Origin of the sequence: Aminobacter niigataensis (assembly GCF_946995915.1) — a bacterium.
Classification (GTDB): Bacteria; Pseudomonadota; Alphaproteobacteria; order Rhizobiales; family Rhizobiaceae; genus Aminobacter; species Aminobacter niigataensis.
In genome coordinates, this window is record NZ_OX341517.1 from 1,072,399 (window position 1) to 1,092,418 (window position 20,020).

Consider the following 20,020-nt stretch of genomic DNA (forward strand, 5'->3'; position numbering starts at 1 on the left):
GGAGAAGGAAGGCAGCGCCTACTTCCTTGCCGCTTCGACGATCTCGCGGGCCATGGCTTCAGCGACCGCATCGGTGGTGCGGCCTTCGCGGTCGGCGCGCTGGAAGATGGCGGTCAGCGTGTCGGCGATCTTTTCGACGCGCGGCGAAACCGCCTCGACGCTGTAGCCGCCCTCGGCCATTTCGGCAGCGACGTTGATGACGCCGCCGGCGTTGATGACGTAGTCGGGGGCATAGAGGATGCCGCGCTCGATCAGGCGCATGCCGTCTTCGGTCGTGGCTAGCTGGTTGTTGGCGGCACCGGCGACGATCCTTGCCTTGAGCTGCGGGATCGTCTCGGCGGACAGGATGCCGCCCAATGCGCAGGGCGCGAAGATGTCGACGTCGGCCGAGAGGATGGCATCGCCGGAAACGACGGTTGCGCCGAACTTTTCGGCGGCGCGGGCGGTGCGGGCCGCATCGAGGTCGGAGACGGTGAGCACCGCACCCTCGGCCTGGAGCTTTTCGCACAGCGACCAACCGACCGAGCCGAGGCCCTGGACGGCCACGCGTATGCCCGCGAGGTTGTCGCTGCCGGTGCGGTGGCGGAGTGCGGCCTTGAGGCCGACAAAGGTGCCCTGGGCGGTGAAGGGCGAGGGGTTGCCGCTGCCGCCCTTGGTGGTGCCGCTGACATTGGCCGCGCGCTCGGCGAGGAAATCGGCGTCGGCGAGCGTCATGCCGACGTCCTCGGCGGTGATGTACTGGCCGGCGAGCGTGTTGAGCATCTCGGCATAGGCCTCGAGCATGGCCGGCGTCTTGTCCTTCTTGGCGTCGGCGATGATGACCGCCTTGCCGCCGCCGAGCGGCAGGCCGGCGATGGCCGACTTGAAGGTCATGCCGCGCGACAGCCGAAGTGCGTCGATGACGCCGGCCTCGAAGCTGACGTGCGGCCAGATACGGGTGCCACCGAGGGCGGGGCCGAGCACGGTGGTGTGGATCGAAACGATGGCGGTCAGCCCGCGCGCGGTGTCGCGGCCGAGCCAGACCTGCTCGTGCTGGTCGAAGCCGTCGAGACGGGCGACGTCTGCGGTGATGTCGGTGATTTCGAGCGTGGTTGCGCCGGCAAGCTTCTGGTGGCGCGGTTCCAGGACATTCAGCATGAGGGTCCTCCCGGTAGGCTGATCCCTGGAGGGTAAACATTTCAGGCGATTTTTGGTTTCGAAGACGGGGCGCGCCGCGACCGCGCATTGCGCTCGTCCGGTCTGCCGCGCAACAAACGAAAAAATGGCCGGACGCCGGGTCTGCCCACCCGACGCCCGGCCGCTGTGCTGCCGCAAGTGCTACTGCCCCCAGCTTGCTTGCGATGCAGCCAGACCTGTCATCCGAACGATCCCGGCCCTCAGCGCCTCCGTTCGTTTCGCTCCCTTGGCGGCTTCGGCTCGGCCGGCTTTGGCGGCTTGCTGCCCGATGCCATCGGCGCCAGAAACGCGCGCGGGTTGAACCCCGCCGCGGCCAGGGCCGCCAAGGTCTTCCAGAATTGAAGATGGTGCATGCCCGTTTCCCCGTGGCTGGACTGGACCAAATTCGATTTGCGAGCGGCAAACTAGAGACGCGCCACAGCATATTCTTGGACGGGACGGCACCTGCGACGGGTCTGGGCGGTCCTGGATTGACCTATCGCCTGACGCGAACTACAAAGCGCAGCTTCGCGTATGGGTTGTATCTAGTTGGGTGAGTCGATGGCCGCTGACGGACAGTTCACTTCATTTCGCATCGTGACGGAGGACCTGCCGGTAGAGGACAGGTTGCCCGTGCTGCGCGAGGTCTACGGCAAGACGATCCTCAAGGCCGATCTCGAACCCGTCGACGATAGTCCGGTCCAGATGGACATGCGGGTCAGGCTGCTGCCGGGGATAGGCATTGCCACCGGCACCGCCTCACCGATCAAGGTCGGCGTCAAATCCGAGATGATCGAGAATGACGACATCATTCTGCTGGCCGCTCTCGCCGGCGGCAGCCACATGCAGATCGGCAAGCAGGAAGAGAGCGTGTTGCCGGGCTGCGCAATGTTCGTGCCCGGCGGCCGGACCGGCGCCAATGTGACGCGGCCAGGCTTCACCTATGTCAACCTGCGCTTCGAGCGGAAGGCGCTGCAGCCGCTGGTTGGAGACGTATCCAAACTGATGATGCGGCCGATCGCCGTGGACCAAGGACCAATGCACCTGCTGCTGAGCTATGCCACCGCCCTGCAGCAACTGGACGATGCCTTGCCCGGCGACATGGCGCGCAAGGTGGCAAGCCATCTGCTGGACCTGACGGCGCTGACGCTGGGGGCGACGCGCGAGGCGGAGCAGGTGGCGATGGGGCGCGGCCTGCGGGCCGCGCGTCTGGCGGCGATCAAGGCCGACATTTCGGCGCGTGCCGACCTGCGCGGGCTCTCGGCCGAGGCGGTCGCCGCCGAGCACAGGCTGTCGGCGCGCTATGTCAGGAAGCTGTTCGAAGGCGAGGGGCTGTCGTTCACCGCATTCGCGCTCGGGCAGAGGCTGATGCGGGCGCACCGAATGCTGGCCGATCCGATTTGGGCCGGGCACAGCATCATCGACATCGCTTATGAGGCCGGCTTCAACGACCTATCCTATTTCAACAGGGCGTTCCGCAAGCGCTACGGCGTCACGCCGTCGGACATACGTGCAGGGGTGCTGGCGGCATAAGGGCGCCGAGCCGTCGCCAGGCGCCCTTGCGGCTCAGGCGAGCCTGGCGTCGAGCGAAACCTTGATGGCGCCGAGCGCCTTGGAAACGGGGCAGCCTTCCTTGGCCTTGGCGGCGAGTTCCTGGAACTTGGCGTTGTCGATGCCGGGTACGCTGCCGACAAGCGTGAGCGCGCTTTCGGTGATGCCGGTGCCCGGAACGAGGGTCACGACCGCCTTGGCGTCGAGCTTGTCGGCGGGGGTGCCGTTCTCGGCAAGGAAGTGCGACAACTGCATGGCAAAGCAGCCGGCGTGGGCAGCGGCGATCAGTTCTTCGGGATTGGTGCCGGACCTGCCGGTTTCATCCTCGAAGCGCGCCTTGAACGAATAGGGCTGGCCCCTCAGCGCGCCGCTCTGGGTGTCGAGTGTTCCCGAGCCTTCCTTCAGATTGCCTTTCCAGACGGCGTTGGCGCTGTGGTTCATGATTTTCTCCATGATTTCTGACGGGGCCGGGTTCGGCAGCCGGATGAGACTATAGCGCCGGCTGGCGCGCCTGCCAGCTTTCCGACGTCAGGAAAGCAACGTCGGGCGAAAAAACTGTCTCGCGAAAATGTCTGCTTGTTGTGCGCTCGTCCTTGGAGTTCGACCCGGCAGGCTCACCCTTCGGCAGGGTCAGGGACAGGGACAGGGACAGGGTGCGGGGCGGTGGCGCTGATGCTGGCGCCGGCTCCGGGAAGCCAGTGTCCAGGCGAGGTTGCTTGGGAGTGCGTCCTTCGACAAGCTCAGGATGAGGACCCTCGGTGCTGCCGACGTTCGGTGCTGCCTGCGTTAGAATCGACAGATTTGACGATAGAGATATAGCGTCAACGGTCCTCATCCTGAGCTTGTCGAAGGACGCACAACCGACCAACTGGACTTGCGGAGGTGGAGGAACGAGTTCTGGACCGGTTCTGGCTTTGCCGGCGTCACGGCATGGATCCCCGACACTCTCCGCTCGCTTCGCTCGCTCACGAGGTCGAGGATGACGGATGCGGGGGCGCCTCCGCCAATCTCAGGTGCTGCGATTGCCAGAGAGCTCCGTGCTGCGATTGGCAGAGACCTCTGGTGCTGCGATTGCCAGCGACCTCCGGTGTTGAGAGTGCAGAGCGCTCCACGATTGGCAGACCTCCGGGCAGAGGTGGAATAGCCCCGTCCCTAGATCGCATCGCCCTTGAGCAGCCGCGGCGTTTCGCCCGTCAGGCCGGACGCCTGGCGGATGAAATACTCCTTCAGGCGCGGCACGCGGTCGACCAGCCCAAGGCCGATGTCGCGGAGGGCGCGGACCGGGGCGATGTCGTTGGAGAACAGCCGGTTGAGCACGTCGGTGGTGACGCCCATGCGCACGGTGTCGAAGCGGCGCCATTGCTCGTAGCGTTCGAGCACGTCGAGCGCGCCGATGTCCTGGCCGAGCCTGTCGGCCTCGACGATGGTTTCGGCGAGGGCGGCCGCATCCTTGAAGCCGAGATTGAGGCCCTGGCCGGCGATGGGGTGGATGCCGTGGGCGGCGTCGCCGGCAAGGGCGAAGCGGGGTGCGACGAAGGCACGCGCCAGGGTCAGGCCGAGCGGCCAGGCGCGGGGCTTGTCCTCGACGCGGATCTCGCCGAGCTTCAGGCCGAAGCGCTGCTCAAGCTCGATCTCGAAGACGAACGGATCACCGTTGACCAGCTTCTCGGCATCCTCGGTGCGCTCGTTCCAGACAATGGAGGAGCGGTTGACGCCGTCCTTCGGCTTGAGCGGCAGCGTGGCGAAGGGGCCGGCGGGCAGGAAATGCTCTTCGGCACGGCCGCCATGCGGGCGTTCGTGCGCGACGGTGCAGACGATGCCGGACTGGCCGTATTCCCAGCGCACGGTCTTGATGCCGGCCATGTCGCGCAGCCTGGATTTCACGCCGTCGGCGGCGACGAGAAGGCGCGTATCGATGCTGACGCCATCGGCGAGATGGACCTTGGCGCCGGCGATGCCCGCCTCGAAGGCCTCGACGGCAACGCCCTCGATGATGTCGATGCCGAGCTCAGTGGCGCGGCGGCGCAGCGCGCCATTGAGCACCTTGTTCTCGATCATGTGGGCGAAGGGTTCGCCGGAGCCGACCTCGCCGTCGAAAGTGAGGAAAACCGGGCGGACAGGATCGGCGCTCTTCGAATCGGTGATGACCATGTCGGTGATGGCCTGCGCCTCGGGCGCGATCTCTTCCCAGCAGCCGAGCTGGTCGAGCATGCGGCAGGCGGCAGCGGCAATCGCCGAGGCACGGCCGTCCTTGCGCCAGACCTCGGCAGGTGCGGCGTCGACGATGGCGACGTGCAGATTGGGCCGGGCCTGCTTGATCGATACGGCGGTTGCCAAGCCGACATAGCCGGCACCTGCGACCAGCACGTCGAGCTGCGTCGATTTCTTGTCGTCAGTTTCGCGCGTGACCATGGCGGCGTCCTTTACGGCTAGGCTTCCCGCCTTGACTCGACGGGGGCTTCCTGATGGAAACCGGGGATACTTCGTCCCGAAAAGGGGAAAGCATGCCGGCCGGAATACAAGAGCTTCTGAGCATTCTCAATCTCGAGAAGCTGGAACACAACCTGTATCGTGGTCGCAGCCCGCAGGCGCACTGGCAACGGGTGTTCGGCGGCCAGACCATCGCCCAGGCTTTGGTTGCGGCACAGCGCACGGTGACGCCCGATCGGCATGTGCACTCGCTGCACGGCTATTTCATGCGGCCAGGCGATATCAACGTGCCGATCGTCTACGAGGTCGACCGCATCCGCGACGGCGGCAGCTTCACCACCCGGCGGGTGGTGGCGATCCAGCACGGCCATGCGATCTTTTCGCTCGAGGCATCGTTCCAGGTCGAAGAGGAGGGGCTCGAATACCAGATGCCGATGCCGCTCGACGTGCCGCCGCCCGAGCAGCTGAGGTCGCAGCGCGAGCTTCTGCAGGAAGCCAAGCATGTGCCCGAGCAGATCCGGCTGTTCTGGGCCAAGGAGCGGCCGCTGGAGCTCCGTCCGGTCTATGCCGAGCACTATTCGAGCCGAGACAAGCTGCCGCCGCTGCAGAAGGTATGGCTGCGCCTGACCGGCCCTGTGCCCAACGATCGGGCGCTGCGCGCGGCGGTGCTTGCCTATCTTTCCGACATGACGCTGCTCGATACGGCAACCTTTGCCCATGGCCGCGGCATCTTCGATCCCGACATCCAGGCGGCGAGCCTGGATCATGCCATGTGGTTCCACCGCGAACATGCGCTGGACGGCTGGCTTCTCTACACCCAGGACAGCCCTTCGACCTCGGGTTCGCGCGGTTTCACCCGCGGCGCGCTCTACGCCCAGGACGGCACGCTGATCGCATCGGTGGCGCAGGAAGGGCTGATCCGCCTGCGCAGCAAGCCTACAAACTAGGCATTTTAGAATTTATGCACATTGTGTGAGCAGGTGCATTGCTGCACCTGCGAAGGATGCTGCATGGCCATGGGGCATTTCACTTCAATCTCAATAGCTTAGCCTGTGCCAATGCAAACTGGCACGGAGCTTGAATGGCGTAGGTCACTCACCGGTGGCTTTCGGGTCCGCTGGCGACGTCTGCAACGCGGGGGACCCGCAACAGCAAGGGGTGAAACCTGATGAAAATCGTGATGGCCATCATCAAGCCGTTCAAGCTCGACGAGGTGCGCGAAGCGCTCACCAATGTCGGCATCCAGGGCCTGACCGTCACCGAAGTCAAAGGCTACGGGCGCCAGAAGGGGCACACCGAGATCTACCGCGGCGCCGAATATGCCGTCAGCTTCCTGCCCAAGATCAAGATCGAAGTCGCAGTCAGCACCGACCTCGTCGACAAGGCGGTCGAGGCGATCACCGGGGCCGCCAAGACCGGCCAGATCGGCGACGGCAAGATCTTCGTCTTCGGCATCGACCAGGCCGTGCGCATCCGTACCGGCGAAACCGACACCGACGCGCTCTGAGCGGGCCAACCAATTCTCATGGAGACCTCAATGCAAATTCCAACCTCATTGAAGACGGCGGCGCGCTCGGCCTTGCTTGGCACGCTCGCGCTCGCCGCCCTGGGAACGGTCGCGGCCTTCGCCCAGGAAACCGCACCCGCGGCAGCCGATGCCGCTGCGGCGGCCCCAGCACCCGCCGATGTCATGGACAAGGGCGACGTCGCCTGGATGCTGACCTCGTCGCTGCTGGTGCTGTTCATGGCGCTGCCGGGCCTGGCGCTGTTCTACGGCGGGCTGGTGCGCGCCAAGAACATGCTGTCGGTGCTGATGCAGTGCACGATGATCGTGGCGCTGGTGATCGTGATCTGGACGTTCTGGGGCTACTCGATGGCCTTCGGCGACGCGCCGAGCCCCTACTGGGGCGGTCTCGGCAAGGCCTTCCTTGCCGGCGTGACGCCGGAAAGCATGGCCGCGACCTTCACCAAGGGCGTGGTCATTCCCGAATATGTGTTCATCGTCTTCCAGATGACCTTTGCCTGCATCACCCCGGCGCTGATCGTCGGCTCGTTCGCCGAGCGCATCAAGTTCCCGGCGGTGCTGCTGTTCGTGGCCCTGTGGGTGACCTTCGTCTACTTCCCGATCGCCCACATGGTGTGGGATTCGGACGGCCTGATCTATGGCTGGGGCGCGCTTGATTTTGCCGGCGGCACGGTCGTGCACATCAATGCCGGCATCGCCGCGCTGGTCGGCGCCCTGCTCGTCGGCAAGCGCACCGGCTACGGCAAGGACAACATGGCGCCGCACTCGATGACGCTGACCATGGTCGGCGCCTCGATCCTGTGGGTCGGCTGGTTCGGCTTCAATGCCGGCTCGAACCTCGAAGCCAATGGCGGTGCAGCACTCGCCATGATCAACACCTTCACCGCCACCGCCGGCGCGATCCTTGCCTGGGTGATCATCGAAGTGGTCGCACGCGGCAAGGCTTCGATGCTGGGCGCGGCCTCCGGCATGGTCGCGGGCCTTGTTGCAGTGACGCCGGCTGCCGGCTTCGTCGGTCCGGTTGGCGCCATCGTGCTCGGCGCCATCGCCTCGGCCATCTGCTACTTCTTCGTGGCGGTGGTGAAGATCAAGCTCGGCTATGACGACTCGCTCGACGTGTTCGGCATCCACGGCGTCGGCGGCATCGTCGGCGCGATCGGCACCGGCATCTTCAATGCCGAGTCGCTCGGTGGCATCGGCTATGGCGACATGTCGGTCGCCGGCCAGGTCTGGACGCAGTTCCTCGCCGTGTCGGTGACGGTGATCTGGTGCGGCGTCGGTTCGCTGGTGCTCTACAAGCTGGTCGATCTGCTGATCGGACTGCGCCCGACCGTCGAAGCCGAACGCCAGGGCCTCGACCTGACCTCGCATGGCGAAGTGGCCTACCACACGTAATTCCGGCCGGCGGCGGATCGAAAAACTCGCCGCCGCATCCTCCCTATCCCGTCGTGGCCGCCCGAAAAGCGCCCACGCCTTGGGGCCCGGAGCAATCCGGGCCCTCTTTTTATGCCGGGCGCATCAAATCAGGCAAAAAACGCCCGAATCCGTGGCCACAAACCGATCGCTGCGCGCACGCGGCGGGCGGCGTTGGCACCCCGAACCGCTTCGCCGAAATGGCAGTAGCAAACGATGTTGTGCAGTTGCCTGTCGGACAGGTCGAAGAAGCGCTTTGCCTCGCCATAGCTGTCGTCGGCCAGACCATCGGCACGGAAACCCGCGTCCTCGAATGCCACGGTGATGGGCGAGCCCGCGACGCGCAGTGCCTGCCGTGCGGCGCGAGGCGTGTATTCCGTGCCTGAAAGCGTTCCAAGGCGCCGTTCCGGCTCGCGCTGCAGAAGTTCGGCCCAACGTTCGAGGCGCTGGGTTCGCGTCATCGGCAGGCGCGGAGTTGCGGGACGGACTTCAGCGAAGGCTTGCAATTGCTCGATGCTATGGTGCTTCATCGTTGCCTCCTTTTAGTTTTCGCTAATATACAAAGGTATGGCGATGCCGATGCCGCGGCAAGCCCGTATTGCCCCGCCGGAACGGAAAAACCCCGCTCGGAGGGGAGCGGGGTTTTTCCTGCCAATAGGTCCACAGGAGGTGGTCTACATGGCGGACATCGTCACCGCGCTTACCTTGGTGGCATCGTCGTCGGCCACTGTGACCGTGACCTTCATGCCGGCGGCCAGATCGGCCGGCAGTGCGACGTCAGCGGGCACGGTGTAGCTCTTGCCATCTTCCATCGTGATGACGCGGGTGTCCTTGTTGAACTCCTTGACGACGCCGTCGGCCGAGGCCGCCCATGCTGCGCCTGCCATGAGTGCCGCGGCTCCAAGAGCCAAAATCAGCTTTCTCATTCTGCTTCTCCTTGGTTGTTCCCTCGCCCTACCAACGACCCAAGTCCGCCATGGTTGCATCAAATCGAGTGGTCGACGGGATAACACCGCCGTTGGCCGGCCGACGCCGGGCGGCGAGGAAGGCAACTTGCCAGAGATGGCTAGCGCTTCCGACGCCGCGCGTCGGAGCCTTGCCAGCCGCCCAGCATGTCTAAAGCATCGAGTCCGTCAGCTTGTTCGCCGGGATATGTGCGCGACCTGACCGACGAAAAGAGCGCAATCGCGCCAAGGAGGACATTGGCTAGAAAGGAACGCTGCCGGACAGCAGGCTCCTTGGTGCAGCCTTCGACGGCCTGCTGCAACTGGATTGCGTCACCTTGCATGAGTTTGCGCCCTTCCGGTGCTGAAATCGGGGACTTCTGCAAAGGGCGCCGGCCCAGGCCGGAACAACCGGCCTGGGCCTATGGCCCGCTCCATCGGGCATTCTGACGCCCCCCGGCGACAATGCCCGATCGTGCGAGCGGACGATCTCGCGACTTGGCCACAGTGTAAATGCAATGGGAGCGGAACGTCCGGAACACTACGGAATTTCCCGGAAGTTCCTGAGGTGGCTTGCTTTCGGTGGCAAAGAAGAAAATATGTCGAACTGGAGCGCTGGGGGAGAATTAATGGAATGAATATTGACCGGAAGCTGCGCCTGACTGCGGCTTTTGTTGGCGCAGCGACGCGGAAGGATTTGGCTGCGGCTTTCAGGCGGGTGAATCCGGCGACCGCATTCGATGTCGATCGGGCCGACAAATGGCTCCAGGGCCGGTCAACGCCGCGACAGTTCAGCGTCTACGAAGACTGGATCAAGATGCTCGAACTTCCCAAGCAGGCCGACTGGATCGTCGACTGCGACCTGGACAGCTTCGTCGGCCAGATATGCGAACACCATGGCAGGGATCGCCAGCAACTCGAGCGGAGAGCGATGGCTTTCGGCAAGCCCCAGCAGCCGGGGCAGGACGACAGGGGGGCCACGATCGTCGGCCGCTATGCCTGCTATTCGCACAGCTGGTCGCCATATTTTCGCGGCCAGTTCATCCGTGGGACGCTGGTGATCGAACAGGAGCACGGGCCGCAGCGGCTGACCGCGACCTATACAGAACATCTGCCGACGATGCGCCTGCAGCTCAAGGGTCATGTGACCGTCACGCGGCGCAGCGTCTACATCCATGTCGGCGGACCAAGCGACGATACCCATTTCTTCTTCGCGCTGTTTCCGTTCTCGCCGCCGGGAAGCGTGCTTGGCGGATACCTTGCCGGCACGACCGTGCTCGGGCCGGAGTCCCAGCCCTCGGCCACGCGTGTCGTCCTGGTGCGGCTGAAGCAGGCGGATATGCAGTCGAATGCGGGCGACGGCTATCTCGATCCGGCCCTGACGATCCCGCAGGATCTGGCGAGGTTCGACATCGATCTCGCCCAGCCCGACGTCGCCGACCTGCAGCTGCGCAGGTTTCTGACGCGTGCCAGCGATGCTGGCGCCGACCAGATCGCCACCGATGATTTCCAGCCCCTCGTCGAGATGTTCGACCGTGAATGGCTCGGCCGCTGAGGCCGGCAGATGAACCATGGCTTAACCTTAATGCGGCCTTAACCTTCGCCCCGATAGTCTGACAGCCGAATCTGCCCGAGACGCGTCCGCGCCCGGGCCAAGGCATTATTGGACGGGGACGAGGCATGCGTTCTGGGGTTTCCTCACCGCTCGCGCTGACTGAAACGGGGCACGGCATCCAGGCATTCGCGCGACGGCAGGCAGGCCGCGCGGCGGGCTTGGGCCTGTTTGCCTTCGTCGCCTTTGGGCTGGCGGCGCTCGGCACCTGGAACGTCGCCGATCCGAGCTTCAGCCATGCCACCGACAATCCGGTGACCAACGCCATGGGTTATCCCGGCGCGGTGTTTGCCGACCTCGCCATGCAGTTCTTCGGCCTGGCCTCGGTCGCAGCCCTGATGCCGGCGGTGATCTGGGGCGTGCTGTTTGCCACCGCACGCGGCGTCGACCGCATGCCCAAGCGCGGCGTTGCCTGGTTTGGCTCTGCCCTGCTGGCGGCGGCAATCACAGGCTGCGTCGGCGCCCCGCCGACCTGGCCGCTGCCGACCGGCCTCGGCGGCGTGTTCGGCGACATGGTGCTCAAGGTGCCGGGGCTGTTCATCGGCGGCTATCCGACCGGTCTGATCGCCACCGTCATCGGCGTGCTGCTGATCGCGCCGGCGATCTGGCTGTTTGCCTTCGGGGCCGGCTTGCTCAACCGCGAGAACGGCTTTGCCGTCGTCAACCCGAAGCCCAAGCCCGACATGCGCGAGCAGGATTTCGCCAGCTTCGACGACGAGGACGAAGACGACAACGAGGGTGTGCTGGCGCTTGGCGCGATCACCCACTGGTGGCTGTCGGCCAAGGCCTATATGCGCCGCCGCGCCGCCAAGCGCCGCGAGCAGGAAGGCTACGACATGCCGCCGGTGAAGCGCGAGAGCGCCTGGCGGCAGGCGGCCGAGCGCGTCGAATCGGCCGAACGTGCCGAAGCCCGCGTTACCGCAGGTGGCCGCGCGCGCGTCGAGCCGGAGTTCTTTGCCCAGATGGTGTCGCAGGACCGCCAGGTCTCGGTCGCCCCGGACGACCAGGACGTGTTCGGCGACGACGACGATTTCGACATGCCCTCGCTCGACGGTCGCGCGCAGGTGCAGAATTTCCGCTCGCCTGCCTCGGCAGGTCCCGCCTCGGCACGTGTCGCGGCGCCCGCACCGCGGCCTGCTCCCGGCGCTCGCGTGCAGCGCGAAGCGCAAACGACGCTGATCGGTGCCGACACTTTCGAGATGCCGTCGCTGCATTTCCTGTCGAAGCCCAAGAATGTGGCGCGCGACGCCAGCCTGTCCAAGGACGCGCTGGAACAGAATGCGCGCCTGCTCGAAGGCGTGCTCGAGGACTTCGGCGTCAAGGGCGAGATCATCCATGTCCGCCCGGGTCCTGTCGTCACGCTCTATGAGCTTGAGCCGGCGCCGGGCATCAAGTCGTCCCGCGTCATCGGCCTTGCCGACGACATCGCGCGCTCGATGAGCGCCATCGCGGCCCGTGTCGCGGTGGTGCCGGGGCGCAACGCCATCGGCATCGAACTGCCCAATGCCAAGCGCGAGACGGTCTATCTCAGGGAGATCATGGCGAGCCGCGACTTCGAGACGACCAAGGCGAAGCTCGCGCTGGCGCTCGGCAAGTCGATCAATGGCGAAGCGGTCATCGTCGACATCGCCAAGATGCCGCACGTGCTCGTTGCCGGCACCACCGGCTCGGGCAAGTCGGTGGCGATCAACACCATGATCCTGTCCTTGCTCTACCGCATGACGCCGCAGGAATGCCGGCTGATCATGATCGATCCGAAGATGCTGGAACTGTCGGTCTATGACGGCATTCCACACCTTCTGACGCCAGTCGTCACCGACCCGAAGAAGGCTGTGGTGGCGCTGAAATGGACGGTGCGGGAGATGGAGGACCGCTACCGCAAGATGTCCAAGGTCGGCGTGCGCAACATCGATGGTTTCAACGCCCGCGTCAGCCAGGCCGAGAAGAAGGGCGAGAAGATCTCGCGCACCGTGCAGACCGGCTTCGACCGCCAAACCGGCGAGGCAATCTACGAGACCGAGGACCTCAACCTGGAGCCGATGCCCTACATCGTCGTGATCATCGACGAAATGGCCGACCTGATGATGGTCGCCGGCAAGGACATCGAAGGTGCCGTTCAGCGCTTGGCGCAGATGGCGCGCGCGGCCGGCATCCACGTCATCATGGCGACGCAGCGTCCCTCGGTCGACGTCATCACCGGCACGATCAAAGCTAATTTCCCGACCCGCATCTCGTTCCAAGTGACGTCGAAGATCGACAGCCGCACGATCCTGGGCGAACAGGGCGCCGAGCAGCTGCTGGGCATGGGCGACATGCTCTACATGGCCGGCGGCGGCCGCATCCAGCGCGTCCATGGCCCGTTCGTTGCCGACGACGAGGTCGAGAAGGTCGTCGCCCACCTCAAGTTGCAGGGCGTGCCGGAGTATCTCGACGCGATCACCGAGGACGATGGCGAGGACGACGACGATGCGCCCAAGGGCGGCGGCGGTGGCGGCGGCAATTTCGAGGATTCGGACGACCCGTACGACCAGGCGGTTGCGGTGGTGCTGCGCGACGGCAAGGCCTCGACCAGCTATATCCAGCGCCGTCTCGGCATTGGCTACAACCGTGCTGCCTCGATCATCGAGAAGATGGAGCAGGAGGGTATCGTCGGGCCGGCCAATCATGCCGGCAAGCGCGAGATTCTGGTGCCGACCGAAGACGACAAGATGTAGGATCAGGGGAACCTGCGATCACGTTTTCGCGTTCTTGGCCGCATGGCGTGAACCATGTCAAACTTCAGCCCTACTAAGTGCCGATAGAACCGTCGAACTGGATTGAGAGAGTAACCGGCATGAACGACGACATCCGCACCCCGACCCGCCGACGCCTGCTCGGCTTCGCGGCGGCCATCGCGCTGACCGCGACGCCGCTGATCGCATGGCAGAACCCGGCCCAGGCCCAGGCCTCCGAGGCGGCGCAACGTATCGCCGACCATTTCTCCAGCGTGCGCTCGATGTCGGGCGAGTTCGTGCAATTCGGTCCGCGCGGCGAGCAGACAGGCGGCAAGTTCTTCCTGCAGCGCCCGGGCAAGATCCGCTTCAACTATGAGGCGCCGTCCAATTTCAAGGTCATCTCCGACGGCAAGTCCGTGGTCATCCTGAACTCCAAGATGCGGACCTCCGATCTTTATCCGCTGTCGAAGACGCCGCTGAAGCTGCTGCTCGACGAGCGCATCGATCTCACCGGCAACAAGGTCAAGAGCGTCACCGAAGAGGACGACCTGACCACCATCAAGCTTTCCGACAAGCAGGTGTTCGGCAATTCGACCATCACCATGATGTTCGACCCCAAGACCTATGAGCTTAGGCAGTGGACGATCACCGATGCGCAGGGCAAGGACACCACCGTGATGGTGTTCAACGTCAAGCAGGGCGGCTCCTTCGCCGCCGACACGTTCAAGATCGACTACAAGCTCAACCGCGAGCTTAACACGCAAAAAAAGAGCGACTGAGAGGCTGCTTGCAAACTCTACCCTGCCGGTCATCTGACGCGGCTTTCTGCGCTTCCGGTGCTCACGTACTTTAGTACGCTCCGCTCCGGTTCTCGAAACCCCCGCCATATGTCTCGGCAGGGGCGAGTTATCAATCAGCCTCTGGGGGTAAGTCTGCCCGCCTTAGCTGTGGACAGCGCTGCGGCCGGCGCTGCATCCGTCTTCGCGCCTTGTCATAGCCGGCCTGTACTGGCAGGTTCCGCCGCAAATTCTTGCTGGAACCAGCCATGCCCTTTTCCCTTGCGACCTGGAACATCAACTCCGTGCGCCTGCGCATGCCGCTGGTCGAGCGGCTGCTGAACGAATACGCGCCAGACGTGCTGTGCCTGCAGGAGACCAAGTGCCCGGACGACCAGTTTCCGTCCGCCGCCTTTCGCAAGCTCGGCTACGAACACATCGCGATCCATGGCCAGAAGGGCTATCACGGCGTGGCGACCGTGGCGCGGCGGCCGCTGGAGATCGTGGAGAAGCGCCGCTTCTGCGAGATCGACGACAGCCGGCACCTGTCGGTGCGGTTCGACGCCGGTGGCAAGAAGGTGACGCTGCATAACTTCTACGTTCCCGCCGGCGGCGACGAACCCGATCCCGAGATCAACCCGAAGTTCCGACACAAGCTTGGTTTCGTTGCCGAGATGAATGCCATCCGGGCGGCTCACGACGAGACATCGGCCTCGGTGCTCGTCGGCGACCTCAACATTGCGCCGCTGGAGCACGATGTCTGGTCGCACAAGCAGTTGCTCAACGTGGTCAGCCACACGCCGGTCGAGACCGAGAATTTCGAGGCGATGCGCAAGGCCGGCGATTGGGTCGACCTGATGCGGCTCAACGTGCCGGACGAGCAGAAGATCTACACATGGTGGAGCTACCGGGCGAAGGACTGGGAGATCTCCAACCGCGGCCGCCGGCTCGACCATGTCTGGTCGTCGGCCAATCTGGCGCCGCAGCTGACCGGCATCGAGATCCTGAGTGCTGCGCGCGGCTGGGACCGGCCGTCGGACCATGTGCCGGTGATCGCGCGGTTCGACCTGGACTGAGGAAAACACGCCCCGGCGGGCATCTGCCGCAGGGTGGCAACGGTACACAAGCTGTTTCTGCAGCCAGAAACGCCACCGACGGCAGCCTACTTGCCGAAGCGGGGCGCCATGTCCTCGATCCGCGCGAGCATGTCCTGGAGGTCCTCGAGGATGTGCTGGTGCAGGTCGGCGGCGGCCTCGGGGTATTCCTCGAGAATGCGGTGGAACATTTTCCGGTTGAGCCGGATGATTTCCGAATCGGTCGCAGCAGCCGCACTTGTCAGCCGCCTGGTGTCGGCGATGAGGGCCAGTTCGCCGAGCATCGAACCCGGACCGGCGGTGCCGAGTTCGAGGCGAACGCCATCGACCTCGCGATAGAGCGCGATGCGGCCCGAGATGACGACATAGGCTGAATCAGCCTCGTCGTCCTCGCGATAGAGCTTGCGATCGGCCGGGAGATGCACATTCTCCGCGCCGAAGGCCAGCAAACGCAGCTGTTCTTGGGTGAAGCCCTCAAACAGCCTCACGCCGGACAGGATGCGGATGTCGTCATCCAGCGCCATTATGTCCCCGACTTCTCAGACCGGCTCCTTCTCCCTGTCGTTGACCGGCGGCCCCACACCGCCGAAAAACCGGTCAGGGAACCAGCTTGTATCCGCCGCTTTCTGTCACAAGAATTTCCGCATTGGAAGGATCGCGCTCGATCTTCTGCCGCAGCCGGTAGACATGTGTTTCCAGCGTATGTGTCGTCACACCCGAATTATAGCCCCAAACCTCTTCGAGAAGCACGTCGCGGGTAACGACCTTCTGGTCTGCGCGGTAGAGATACTTGATGATCGAGGCCTCTTTTTCGGTGAGCCTGACCTTGCCGCCGCGTGCATCGAGGAGCAGCTTCTGGCTCGGCTTGAAGGTGTAGGGGCCGACGGAGAAGGTAGCATCCTCGCTCTGCTCGTGCTGGCGCAACTGGGCGCGGATGCGGGCGAGCAGGACGGCGAAGCGGAACGGCTTGGTGACATAGTCGTTGGCGCCGGCCTCGAGGCCGAGAATGGTGTCCGAATCAGTGTCGTGGCCGGTCAGCATGATGATGGGCGCCTTGTAGCCGCCCTTGCGCAATATCTTCACCGCCTCGCGGCCATCCATGTCGGGCAGGCCGACGTCCATGATGAGCAGGTCGATGAGGCCGGCGCGGGCGACATTGACGCCCTTGGCGGCCGTCGCTTCCTCAAGGACTTCGAACTCCTCATAAAGCGCGAGTTGCTCGACCAGCGTGCTGCGCAGATCGTCGTCATCGTCGACGATCAGGATGGTACGTGAGGTCATGAATCAATCCGTTGTTTTAAAATCAAAATTCTGTTGACCGCGGCAATTGGATGAAGAAGCTGAACGGCACAACTGTCAACGCGGTGATTTGGTTCCGCGTGCGATCATACAAGAAAAATCAAAGGCGTAATTGGGGCGGGCGGGTTTTTGCGAAAATGCATTTCCACCATCGTCGTGCGGGCCAAGCCCGGCGACCGGACCAAGGGGCTTCTGCAGGTTGGCGGGACCGTGTTTCCCTGTGCGCTGGGGCGTGGCGGGACCACCGCGAACAAGCGCGAGGGCGACGGCGGAACGCCGCTCGGGCCGATGCGGCTATTGTCGGGCTATTTCAGGCGGGATCATTTCGCAGCCGGGCAGACAGGGCTGGCGATGAGCGCGATCGCGCCTGACCTCGGCTGGTGCGAAGTGCCCGACGACCGCAACTACAACAGGCCGGTGAAGATTCCCTATGGCGCCAGCCATGAGCGGATGAAGCGCGACGACCGGCTCTATGACGTCTGCATCGTGCTCGACTGGAACATCAGGCCGCGCCGGCGCGGCCGCGGCAGCGCCATATTCTTCCATCTGGCGCGGCCGGGTTTCACCCCGACGCAAGGCTGCGTGGCGGTGACGGCACAGGTTATGGCGCGGCTGTTGCCGCACCTGTCGAGCCGTACGATCATGAAAGTGGTGCGCTAGCGTCGCCAAGTGGACGCGCAGCGCTGTAAAGAAAGCGGCCCGAAGATCGGGAGACATGATCTTCGGGCCGAGTGTGCTCCCAGAGTGAGTGGGAGAAAGGTTTCAACGATGGGGCTGGCGGCGCGGCTGCTGCCAACCGATGTCGAGCAGGCCGAGGCGGCCAAGATCGGCGTCGACAGCCTTGGCGATGTCCTTGCTGGCAATGCCGGTGTCGCGGCGATAATGCTCGGTCAGGCAGCCGAAATCCTCGGCGGGCAGGTTGAGGGCTGCCTTCATCTGGCGAAACCAATCGAAAACCGGCTGCAGCCGTGCCGGCTGGACAAAGGTGGCTTTCAGGACATCGGTAGACATGGTCGGTTCCGTTTCGTCCGGACATCAAATCCGGTTTGACATTGATTGAACTGAGCTCATGATGCTGCTTTGAAAGACAAAAGAGAAACGAGTAGTTCTTTCTCAATCATCAAACCGAATTTGAAGATCTGGCGATGCGCTTCGTACCCGGGACACGTGCTTTGCGTACGCTGGAGGCTGCCGGCCGGCACCTGAATTTCACCCGTGCGGCCGACGAGCTCGGCCTGACGCCGGCCGCCGTCAGCCACCAGATCAAGGAAATCGAGGATCAGCTCGGCGTGGTGCTGTTCACGCGTACCAGCCGCAGCATCCGGCTGACCGAGGCGGGAGCAGCACTTTGCGACGCCTCAGCCGATGCGCTCGACACGCTCAACCGCGCCGTTTCCAGGGCGCGCAAGCTGACGCGCGGGACGGCGCTGCTGAAGGTGACGCTCGACGCGCAGTTCGCCTCGAAATGGCTGATGCGGCGCGTCGACGGCTTCCGCAAGCTGCACCCCGACATCGAGCTGCGCTTCGACATCAGCTACGACGTGCGCGACTTCGACCTTGACGACGTCGATGTCGGCATTCGTTTCGGCACGGGCAAATATCCGGGGCTTGTCGCCGACCGGTTGTTCGACAACATGATTATTCCGGTGTGCAGCCCGGCACTGCTGGCGTCCGGCCCGCCGCTGCGCGTGCCGCGCGACCTGTTCAACCACACGCTCGTGCATATCGAATGGTCGCAGCAGGGCGTGACCTGGCCGAACTGGCGGATGTGGATGGCGGCGGCCGGCGTCGACGATTTTGACGACAGCCGCTCGATCGTGTTCACCACCTCATCCGACGCCGTGCAGGCGGCGATCGACGGCAGCGTGGTGGCGCTGGCCGATTTCGCCATGGTCGCCAACGATCTGTCCGAGGGGCGGCTTGTCCGGCCGTTCGACCTCGGCATCCGGGTGTCGCGCGAGTTCGCCTATTTTCTCGTGTATCCCAAGGGGGTTGCCGACGATCCGCGTATCGCGGCGTTCCGGCAATGGATTCTGGATGAGGCCGAGAAGACCCAGACCTGACGGGCGTCAGGCAAAGCGCCAGACGGTGGTGCGCTTGACCTCGGCGTCTTCGAGCGCGCGGGTAACGGGCACCTCGTAGGAGGCCAGTTTTTCGAGCCGCTCGCTGGGCAGGTAGGAGCGGCCGGGATCGCCGACGAGAATCTCCGCACGGCGTGCCCTGAGCGCTTCGAACCAGGGCACCAGCCGGTCGGCGAAGGGCTTTTCGTAGAAGACGTCGCCGGCAAGCACCACGTCCCAGCCGTCGTCGTTGCCGACGAGGTCCGAGCCGGCAAAGCCAACGGTCACATCGTTGACTGCAGCGTTGAGCCGGATGGCCGCTTCGCAGAACGGATCGATGTCGGCGCCGACGACGGCTACCGCGCCCGCCTGCATGGCGGCGATGGCGACGAGGCCGGAGCCGGAAGCGAAGTCCAGGACGCGCTTGCCGCGCACGGTCTCCGGGTGATCAAGCACATAACGCGCCAGACCCTGGCCGCCGGCCCAGGCAAAGGCCCAGAAAGGTGGCGGCAGGCCGATCTCGGCCAGTTGTTCCTCGGTGCGGTGCCAGAGATCATGCGCCTCGTCGGCAAGGTAAAGCGCGATCTCGGGCACATGCGGCGGCCGCATCAGTGCCGTGTTGGCACGGATGAAGTTTTCCGCGCTTTCGGGCGTGAGCCGTGTGACGGAGCCTGTCGTCACGGCGCCTTGTCGAGCCCGGCCATGCGGCACACTTCCTGCCATTCGTCCGGGGTGACGGGCTGGACCGAAAGGCGCATCGAGGTGACCAGCGCCATCTTTTCGAGCGCCGGATTGGCTTTCACGTCGGCCAGGGTGACAGGCTTCGGGATTTCGCTGTGGTAGCGGATGTCGACGCATTCCCAGCGCGGGTCGTCGGTGGTGGTGTCGTGATGCGCCAGCGCGCAGACCTCGGCGATGCCGACAACCTCGAGGCCTTCATTGGAATGGTAGAAGAAGCCGAGGTCGCCGATCTGCATGGCGCGCATGTTGTTGCGGGCGAGATAGTTGCGCACGCCGTCCCACTGCGTGCCCTTCTTGCCGGCCGCCTTCAGCATCTCAAAGGAGAATTTGAAAGGCTCGGATTTGAACAGCCAGTATTTCTTGTCGCTCATGTCGTCCCCTCGATATCCGATCAGCCGCTCGCCGGGTTGTTGAAGACCCAGTTCCACGGGCGGACCTGGACGCTTTCGAACAGGCCGGCTTTGGCATAGGGGTCGGCTGCGGCGATTGCCTGGGCAGCGGCGTTGTCAGCCGCTTCGATGACCACAAGGCTGCCGTCGGGCTTGCCTTCGCCGTCGAGGAACGGGCCGGCGAACTTCAGCGCATCCTTGGCGTTGAGGTCGTTGAGGAAGGCGACGTGTTCGGGGCGGGTGTCGAGGCGGACCTGAAGATGGTCCGGCTTGTCCTTGCAGATCAGTGCGAAAAGCATGTTGTCCCTCTCGATGGA

At 64.4% G+C, this 20,020-nt stretch carries 21 protein-coding genes; 10 read left to right on the plus strand and 11 right to left on the minus strand.

Translation table 11 applies throughout. From position 1 onward, the window contains the following. Positions 1-18: 18 nt before the first annotated feature. Positions 19-1,137, minus strand: a complete 1,119-nt coding sequence (locus O1Y97_RS05060) for a Glu/Leu/Phe/Val family dehydrogenase (RefSeq protein WP_318763320.1) — start codon at positions 1,135-1,137, stop codon at positions 19-21. Positions 1,138-1,716: 579 nt separating this feature from the next. On the opposite strand from O1Y97_RS05060, the gene O1Y97_RS05065 reads away from it, so the two are divergent. Continuing rightward, positions 1,717-2,688, plus strand: a complete 972-nt coding sequence (locus O1Y97_RS05065; RefSeq protein WP_318763321.1) for an AraC family transcriptional regulator — start codon at positions 1,717-1,719, stop codon at positions 2,686-2,688. 33 nt (positions 2,689-2,721) lie between these two features. Here the strand turns inward: O1Y97_RS05065 and O1Y97_RS05070 are convergent, their stop codons facing one another. Continuing rightward, positions 2,722-3,147, minus strand: coding sequence for an OsmC family protein (locus O1Y97_RS05070; protein ID WP_108609650.1), 426 nt, complete (start codon positions 3,145-3,147; stop codon positions 2,722-2,724). Between the two features lie 711 nt (positions 3,148-3,858). Continuing rightward, positions 3,859-5,118, minus strand: coding sequence for a ubiquinone biosynthesis hydroxylase (locus O1Y97_RS05075; RefSeq protein WP_183263450.1), 1,260 nt, complete (start codon positions 5,116-5,118; stop codon positions 3,859-3,861). Positions 5,119-5,210: 92 nt separating this feature from the next. On the opposite strand from O1Y97_RS05075, the gene O1Y97_RS05080 reads away from it, so the two are divergent. The 3 genes from O1Y97_RS05080 to O1Y97_RS05090 all read left to right on the plus strand — a co-directional run bounded on the left by O1Y97_RS05080 (position 5,211) and on the right by O1Y97_RS05090 (position 8,056). Further along, a complete protein-coding gene (locus tag O1Y97_RS05080) occupies positions 5,211-6,083 on the plus strand; it encodes an acyl-CoA thioesterase (RefSeq protein WP_318763322.1) in 873 nt (290 codons plus the stop codon). Between the two features lie 221 nt (positions 6,084-6,304). Beyond that, positions 6,305-6,643 carry a P-II family nitrogen regulator gene (locus O1Y97_RS05085; protein ID WP_055975214.1) on the plus strand — a complete coding sequence of 113 codons (339 nt, stop codon included), beginning with the start codon at positions 6,305-6,307 and terminating at the stop codon, positions 6,641-6,643. 30 nt (positions 6,644-6,673) lie between these two features. Continuing rightward, entirely contained in the window at positions 6,674-8,056 is a 1,383-nt protein-coding gene (locus O1Y97_RS05090; RefSeq protein WP_183263452.1) for an ammonium transporter, read from the plus strand. Between the two features lie 128 nt (positions 8,057-8,184). Here O1Y97_RS05090 and O1Y97_RS05095 read toward each other — a convergent pair whose 3' ends face one another. Next, positions 8,185-8,604: a hypothetical protein gene (locus O1Y97_RS05095; RefSeq protein ID WP_108606314.1), complete on the minus strand. Its 420-nt coding sequence runs from the start codon at positions 8,602-8,604 to the stop codon at positions 8,185-8,187. 144 nt (positions 8,605-8,748) lie between these two features. Further along, positions 8,749-9,000, minus strand: a complete 252-nt coding sequence (locus O1Y97_RS05100; protein WP_108606315.1) for a DUF1344 domain-containing protein — start codon at positions 8,998-9,000, stop codon at positions 8,749-8,751. A 652-nt stretch (positions 9,001-9,652) separates the two neighbouring features. On the opposite strand from O1Y97_RS05100, the gene O1Y97_RS05105 reads away from it, so the two are divergent. The 4 genes from O1Y97_RS05105 (at position 9,653) to O1Y97_RS05120 (ending at position 15,196) form a co-directional block, all read left to right on the plus strand. After that, a complete protein-coding gene (locus tag O1Y97_RS05105) occupies positions 9,653-10,573 on the plus strand; it encodes a hypothetical protein (RefSeq protein WP_318763323.1) in 921 nt (306 codons plus the stop codon). A gap of 125 nt (positions 10,574-10,698) precedes the next feature. Then, positions 10,699-13,344: a DNA translocase FtsK gene (locus O1Y97_RS05110; protein WP_318763324.1), complete on the plus strand. Its 2,646-nt coding sequence runs from the start codon at positions 10,699-10,701 to the stop codon at positions 13,342-13,344. A 119-nt stretch (positions 13,345-13,463) separates the two neighbouring features. Then, positions 13,464-14,123 (plus strand): outer membrane lipoprotein carrier protein LolA, encoded by a 660-nt coding sequence (locus O1Y97_RS05115; protein WP_108606319.1) that lies wholly within the window; start codon positions 13,464-13,466, stop codon positions 14,121-14,123. Between the two features lie 266 nt (positions 14,124-14,389). After that, positions 14,390-15,196: an exodeoxyribonuclease III gene (locus O1Y97_RS05120; RefSeq protein ID WP_318763325.1), complete on the plus strand. Its 807-nt coding sequence runs from the start codon at positions 14,390-14,392 to the stop codon at positions 15,194-15,196. An 86-nt stretch (positions 15,197-15,282) separates the two neighbouring features. Here O1Y97_RS05120 and O1Y97_RS05125 read toward each other — a convergent pair whose 3' ends face one another. Both O1Y97_RS05125 and O1Y97_RS05130 read right to left on the minus strand, forming a co-directional pair. Beyond that, positions 15,283-15,738, minus strand: a complete 456-nt coding sequence (locus tag O1Y97_RS05125) for a Crp/Fnr family transcriptional regulator (RefSeq protein WP_318763326.1) — start codon at positions 15,736-15,738, stop codon at positions 15,283-15,285. Positions 15,739-15,811: 73 nt separating this feature from the next. Next, positions 15,812-16,495, minus strand: a complete 684-nt coding sequence (locus O1Y97_RS05130) for a response regulator transcription factor (RefSeq protein ID WP_108606322.1) — start codon at positions 16,493-16,495, stop codon at positions 15,812-15,814. A gap of 174 nt (positions 16,496-16,669) precedes the next feature. On the opposite strand from O1Y97_RS05130, the gene O1Y97_RS05135 reads away from it, so the two are divergent. Beyond that, on the plus strand, positions 16,670-17,173 hold the full coding sequence (locus tag O1Y97_RS05135) for a L,D-transpeptidase family protein (RefSeq protein WP_318764152.1): 504 nt from the start codon (positions 16,670-16,672) through the stop codon (positions 17,171-17,173). 102 nt (positions 17,174-17,275) lie between these two features. Here O1Y97_RS05135 and O1Y97_RS05140 read toward each other — a convergent pair whose 3' ends face one another. After that, a complete protein-coding gene (locus O1Y97_RS05140; protein WP_108606323.1) occupies positions 17,276-17,524 on the minus strand; it encodes a hypothetical protein in 249 nt (82 codons plus the stop codon). 134 nt (positions 17,525-17,658) lie between these two features. On the opposite strand from O1Y97_RS05140, the gene gcvA reads away from it, so the two are divergent. Continuing rightward, a complete protein-coding gene (gcvA, locus tag O1Y97_RS05145; RefSeq protein ID WP_108606324.1) occupies positions 17,659-18,576 on the plus strand; it encodes a transcriptional regulator GcvA in 918 nt (305 codons plus the stop codon). A gap of 6 nt (positions 18,577-18,582) precedes the next feature. On the opposite strand, the gene O1Y97_RS05150 is transcribed toward gcvA, so the two are convergent. The 3 genes from O1Y97_RS05150 to O1Y97_RS05160 are packed head-to-tail and all read right to left on the minus strand — an operon-like array spanning position 18,583 to position 20,002. Next, positions 18,583-19,296: a class I SAM-dependent methyltransferase gene (locus O1Y97_RS05150; RefSeq protein ID WP_404801245.1), complete on the minus strand. Its 714-nt coding sequence runs from the start codon at positions 19,294-19,296 to the stop codon at positions 18,583-18,585. After that, a complete protein-coding gene (locus O1Y97_RS05155) occupies positions 19,251-19,685 on the minus strand; it encodes an EVE domain-containing protein (protein WP_108606326.1) in 435 nt (144 codons plus the stop codon). Before O1Y97_RS05155 ends, O1Y97_RS05150 begins: the two co-directional genes overlap by 46 nt. A gap of 20 nt (positions 19,686-19,705) precedes the next feature. Continuing rightward, positions 19,706-20,002, minus strand: coding sequence for a YciI-like protein (locus O1Y97_RS05160; RefSeq protein WP_318763327.1), 297 nt, complete (start codon positions 20,000-20,002; stop codon positions 19,706-19,708). Positions 20,003-20,020 lie beyond the last annotated feature (18 nt).

Excerpts from the sequence above, each read along its gene's own strand:
- O1Y97_RS05065 (WP_318763321.1), top strand. The coding sequence starts at position 1,717 with ATGGCCGCTGACGGACAGTTCACTTCATTTCGCATCGTGACGGAGGAC.
- O1Y97_RS05080 (WP_318763322.1), top strand. The coding sequence starts at position 5,211 with ATGCCGGCCGGAATACAAGAGCTTCTGAGCATTCTCAATCTCGAGAAG.
- O1Y97_RS05100 (WP_108606315.1), bottom strand. The coding sequence starts at position 9,000 with ATGAGAAAGCTGATTTTGGCTCTTGGAGCCGCGGCACTCATGGCAGGC.
- O1Y97_RS05160 (WP_318763327.1), bottom strand. The coding sequence starts at position 20,002 with ATGCTTTTCGCACTGATCTGCAAGGACAAGCCGGACCATCTTCAGGTC.
- O1Y97_RS05085 (WP_055975214.1), top strand. The coding sequence starts at position 6,305 with ATGAAAATCGTGATGGCCATCATCAAGCCGTTCAAGCTCGACGAGGTG.
- O1Y97_RS05070 (WP_108609650.1), bottom strand. The coding sequence starts at position 3,147 with ATGAACCACAGCGCCAACGCCGTCTGGAAAGGCAATCTGAAGGAAGGC.
- O1Y97_RS05090 (WP_183263452.1), top strand. The coding sequence starts at position 6,674 with ATGCAAATTCCAACCTCATTGAAGACGGCGGCGCGCTCGGCCTTGCTT.
- O1Y97_RS05155 (WP_108606326.1), bottom strand. The coding sequence starts at position 19,685 with ATGAGCGACAAGAAATACTGGCTGTTCAAATCCGAGCCTTTCAAATTC.
- O1Y97_RS05140 (WP_108606323.1), bottom strand. The coding sequence starts at position 17,524 with ATGTCTACCGATGTCCTGAAAGCCACCTTTGTCCAGCCGGCACGGCTG.
- O1Y97_RS05110 (WP_318763324.1), top strand. The coding sequence starts at position 10,699 with ATGCGTTCTGGGGTTTCCTCACCGCTCGCGCTGACTGAAACGGGGCAC.
- O1Y97_RS05150 (WP_404801245.1), bottom strand. The coding sequence starts at position 19,296 with ATGGCAGGAAGTGTGCCGCATGGCCGGGCTCGACAAGGCGCCGTGACG.
- O1Y97_RS05120 (WP_318763325.1), top strand. The coding sequence starts at position 14,390 with ATGCCCTTTTCCCTTGCGACCTGGAACATCAACTCCGTGCGCCTGCGC.
- O1Y97_RS05095 (WP_108606314.1), bottom strand. The coding sequence starts at position 8,604 with ATGAAGCACCATAGCATCGAGCAATTGCAAGCCTTCGCTGAAGTCCGT.
- O1Y97_RS05125 (WP_318763326.1), bottom strand. The coding sequence starts at position 15,738 with ATGGCGCTGGATGACGACATCCGCATCCTGTCCGGCGTGAGGCTGTTT.
- gcvA (WP_108606324.1), top strand. The coding sequence starts at position 17,659 with ATGCGCTTCGTACCCGGGACACGTGCTTTGCGTACGCTGGAGGCTGCC.
- O1Y97_RS05075 (WP_183263450.1), bottom strand. The coding sequence starts at position 5,118 with ATGGTCACGCGCGAAACTGACGACAAGAAATCGACGCAGCTCGACGTG.
- O1Y97_RS05105 (WP_318763323.1), top strand. The coding sequence starts at position 9,653 with ATGAATATTGACCGGAAGCTGCGCCTGACTGCGGCTTTTGTTGGCGCA.
- O1Y97_RS05130 (WP_108606322.1), bottom strand. The coding sequence starts at position 16,495 with ATGACCTCACGTACCATCCTGATCGTCGACGATGACGACGATCTGCGC.
- O1Y97_RS05115 (WP_108606319.1), top strand. The coding sequence starts at position 13,464 with ATGAACGACGACATCCGCACCCCGACCCGCCGACGCCTGCTCGGCTTC.
- O1Y97_RS05060 (WP_318763320.1), bottom strand. The coding sequence starts at position 1,137 with ATGCTGAATGTCCTGGAACCGCGCCACCAGAAGCTTGCCGGCGCAACC.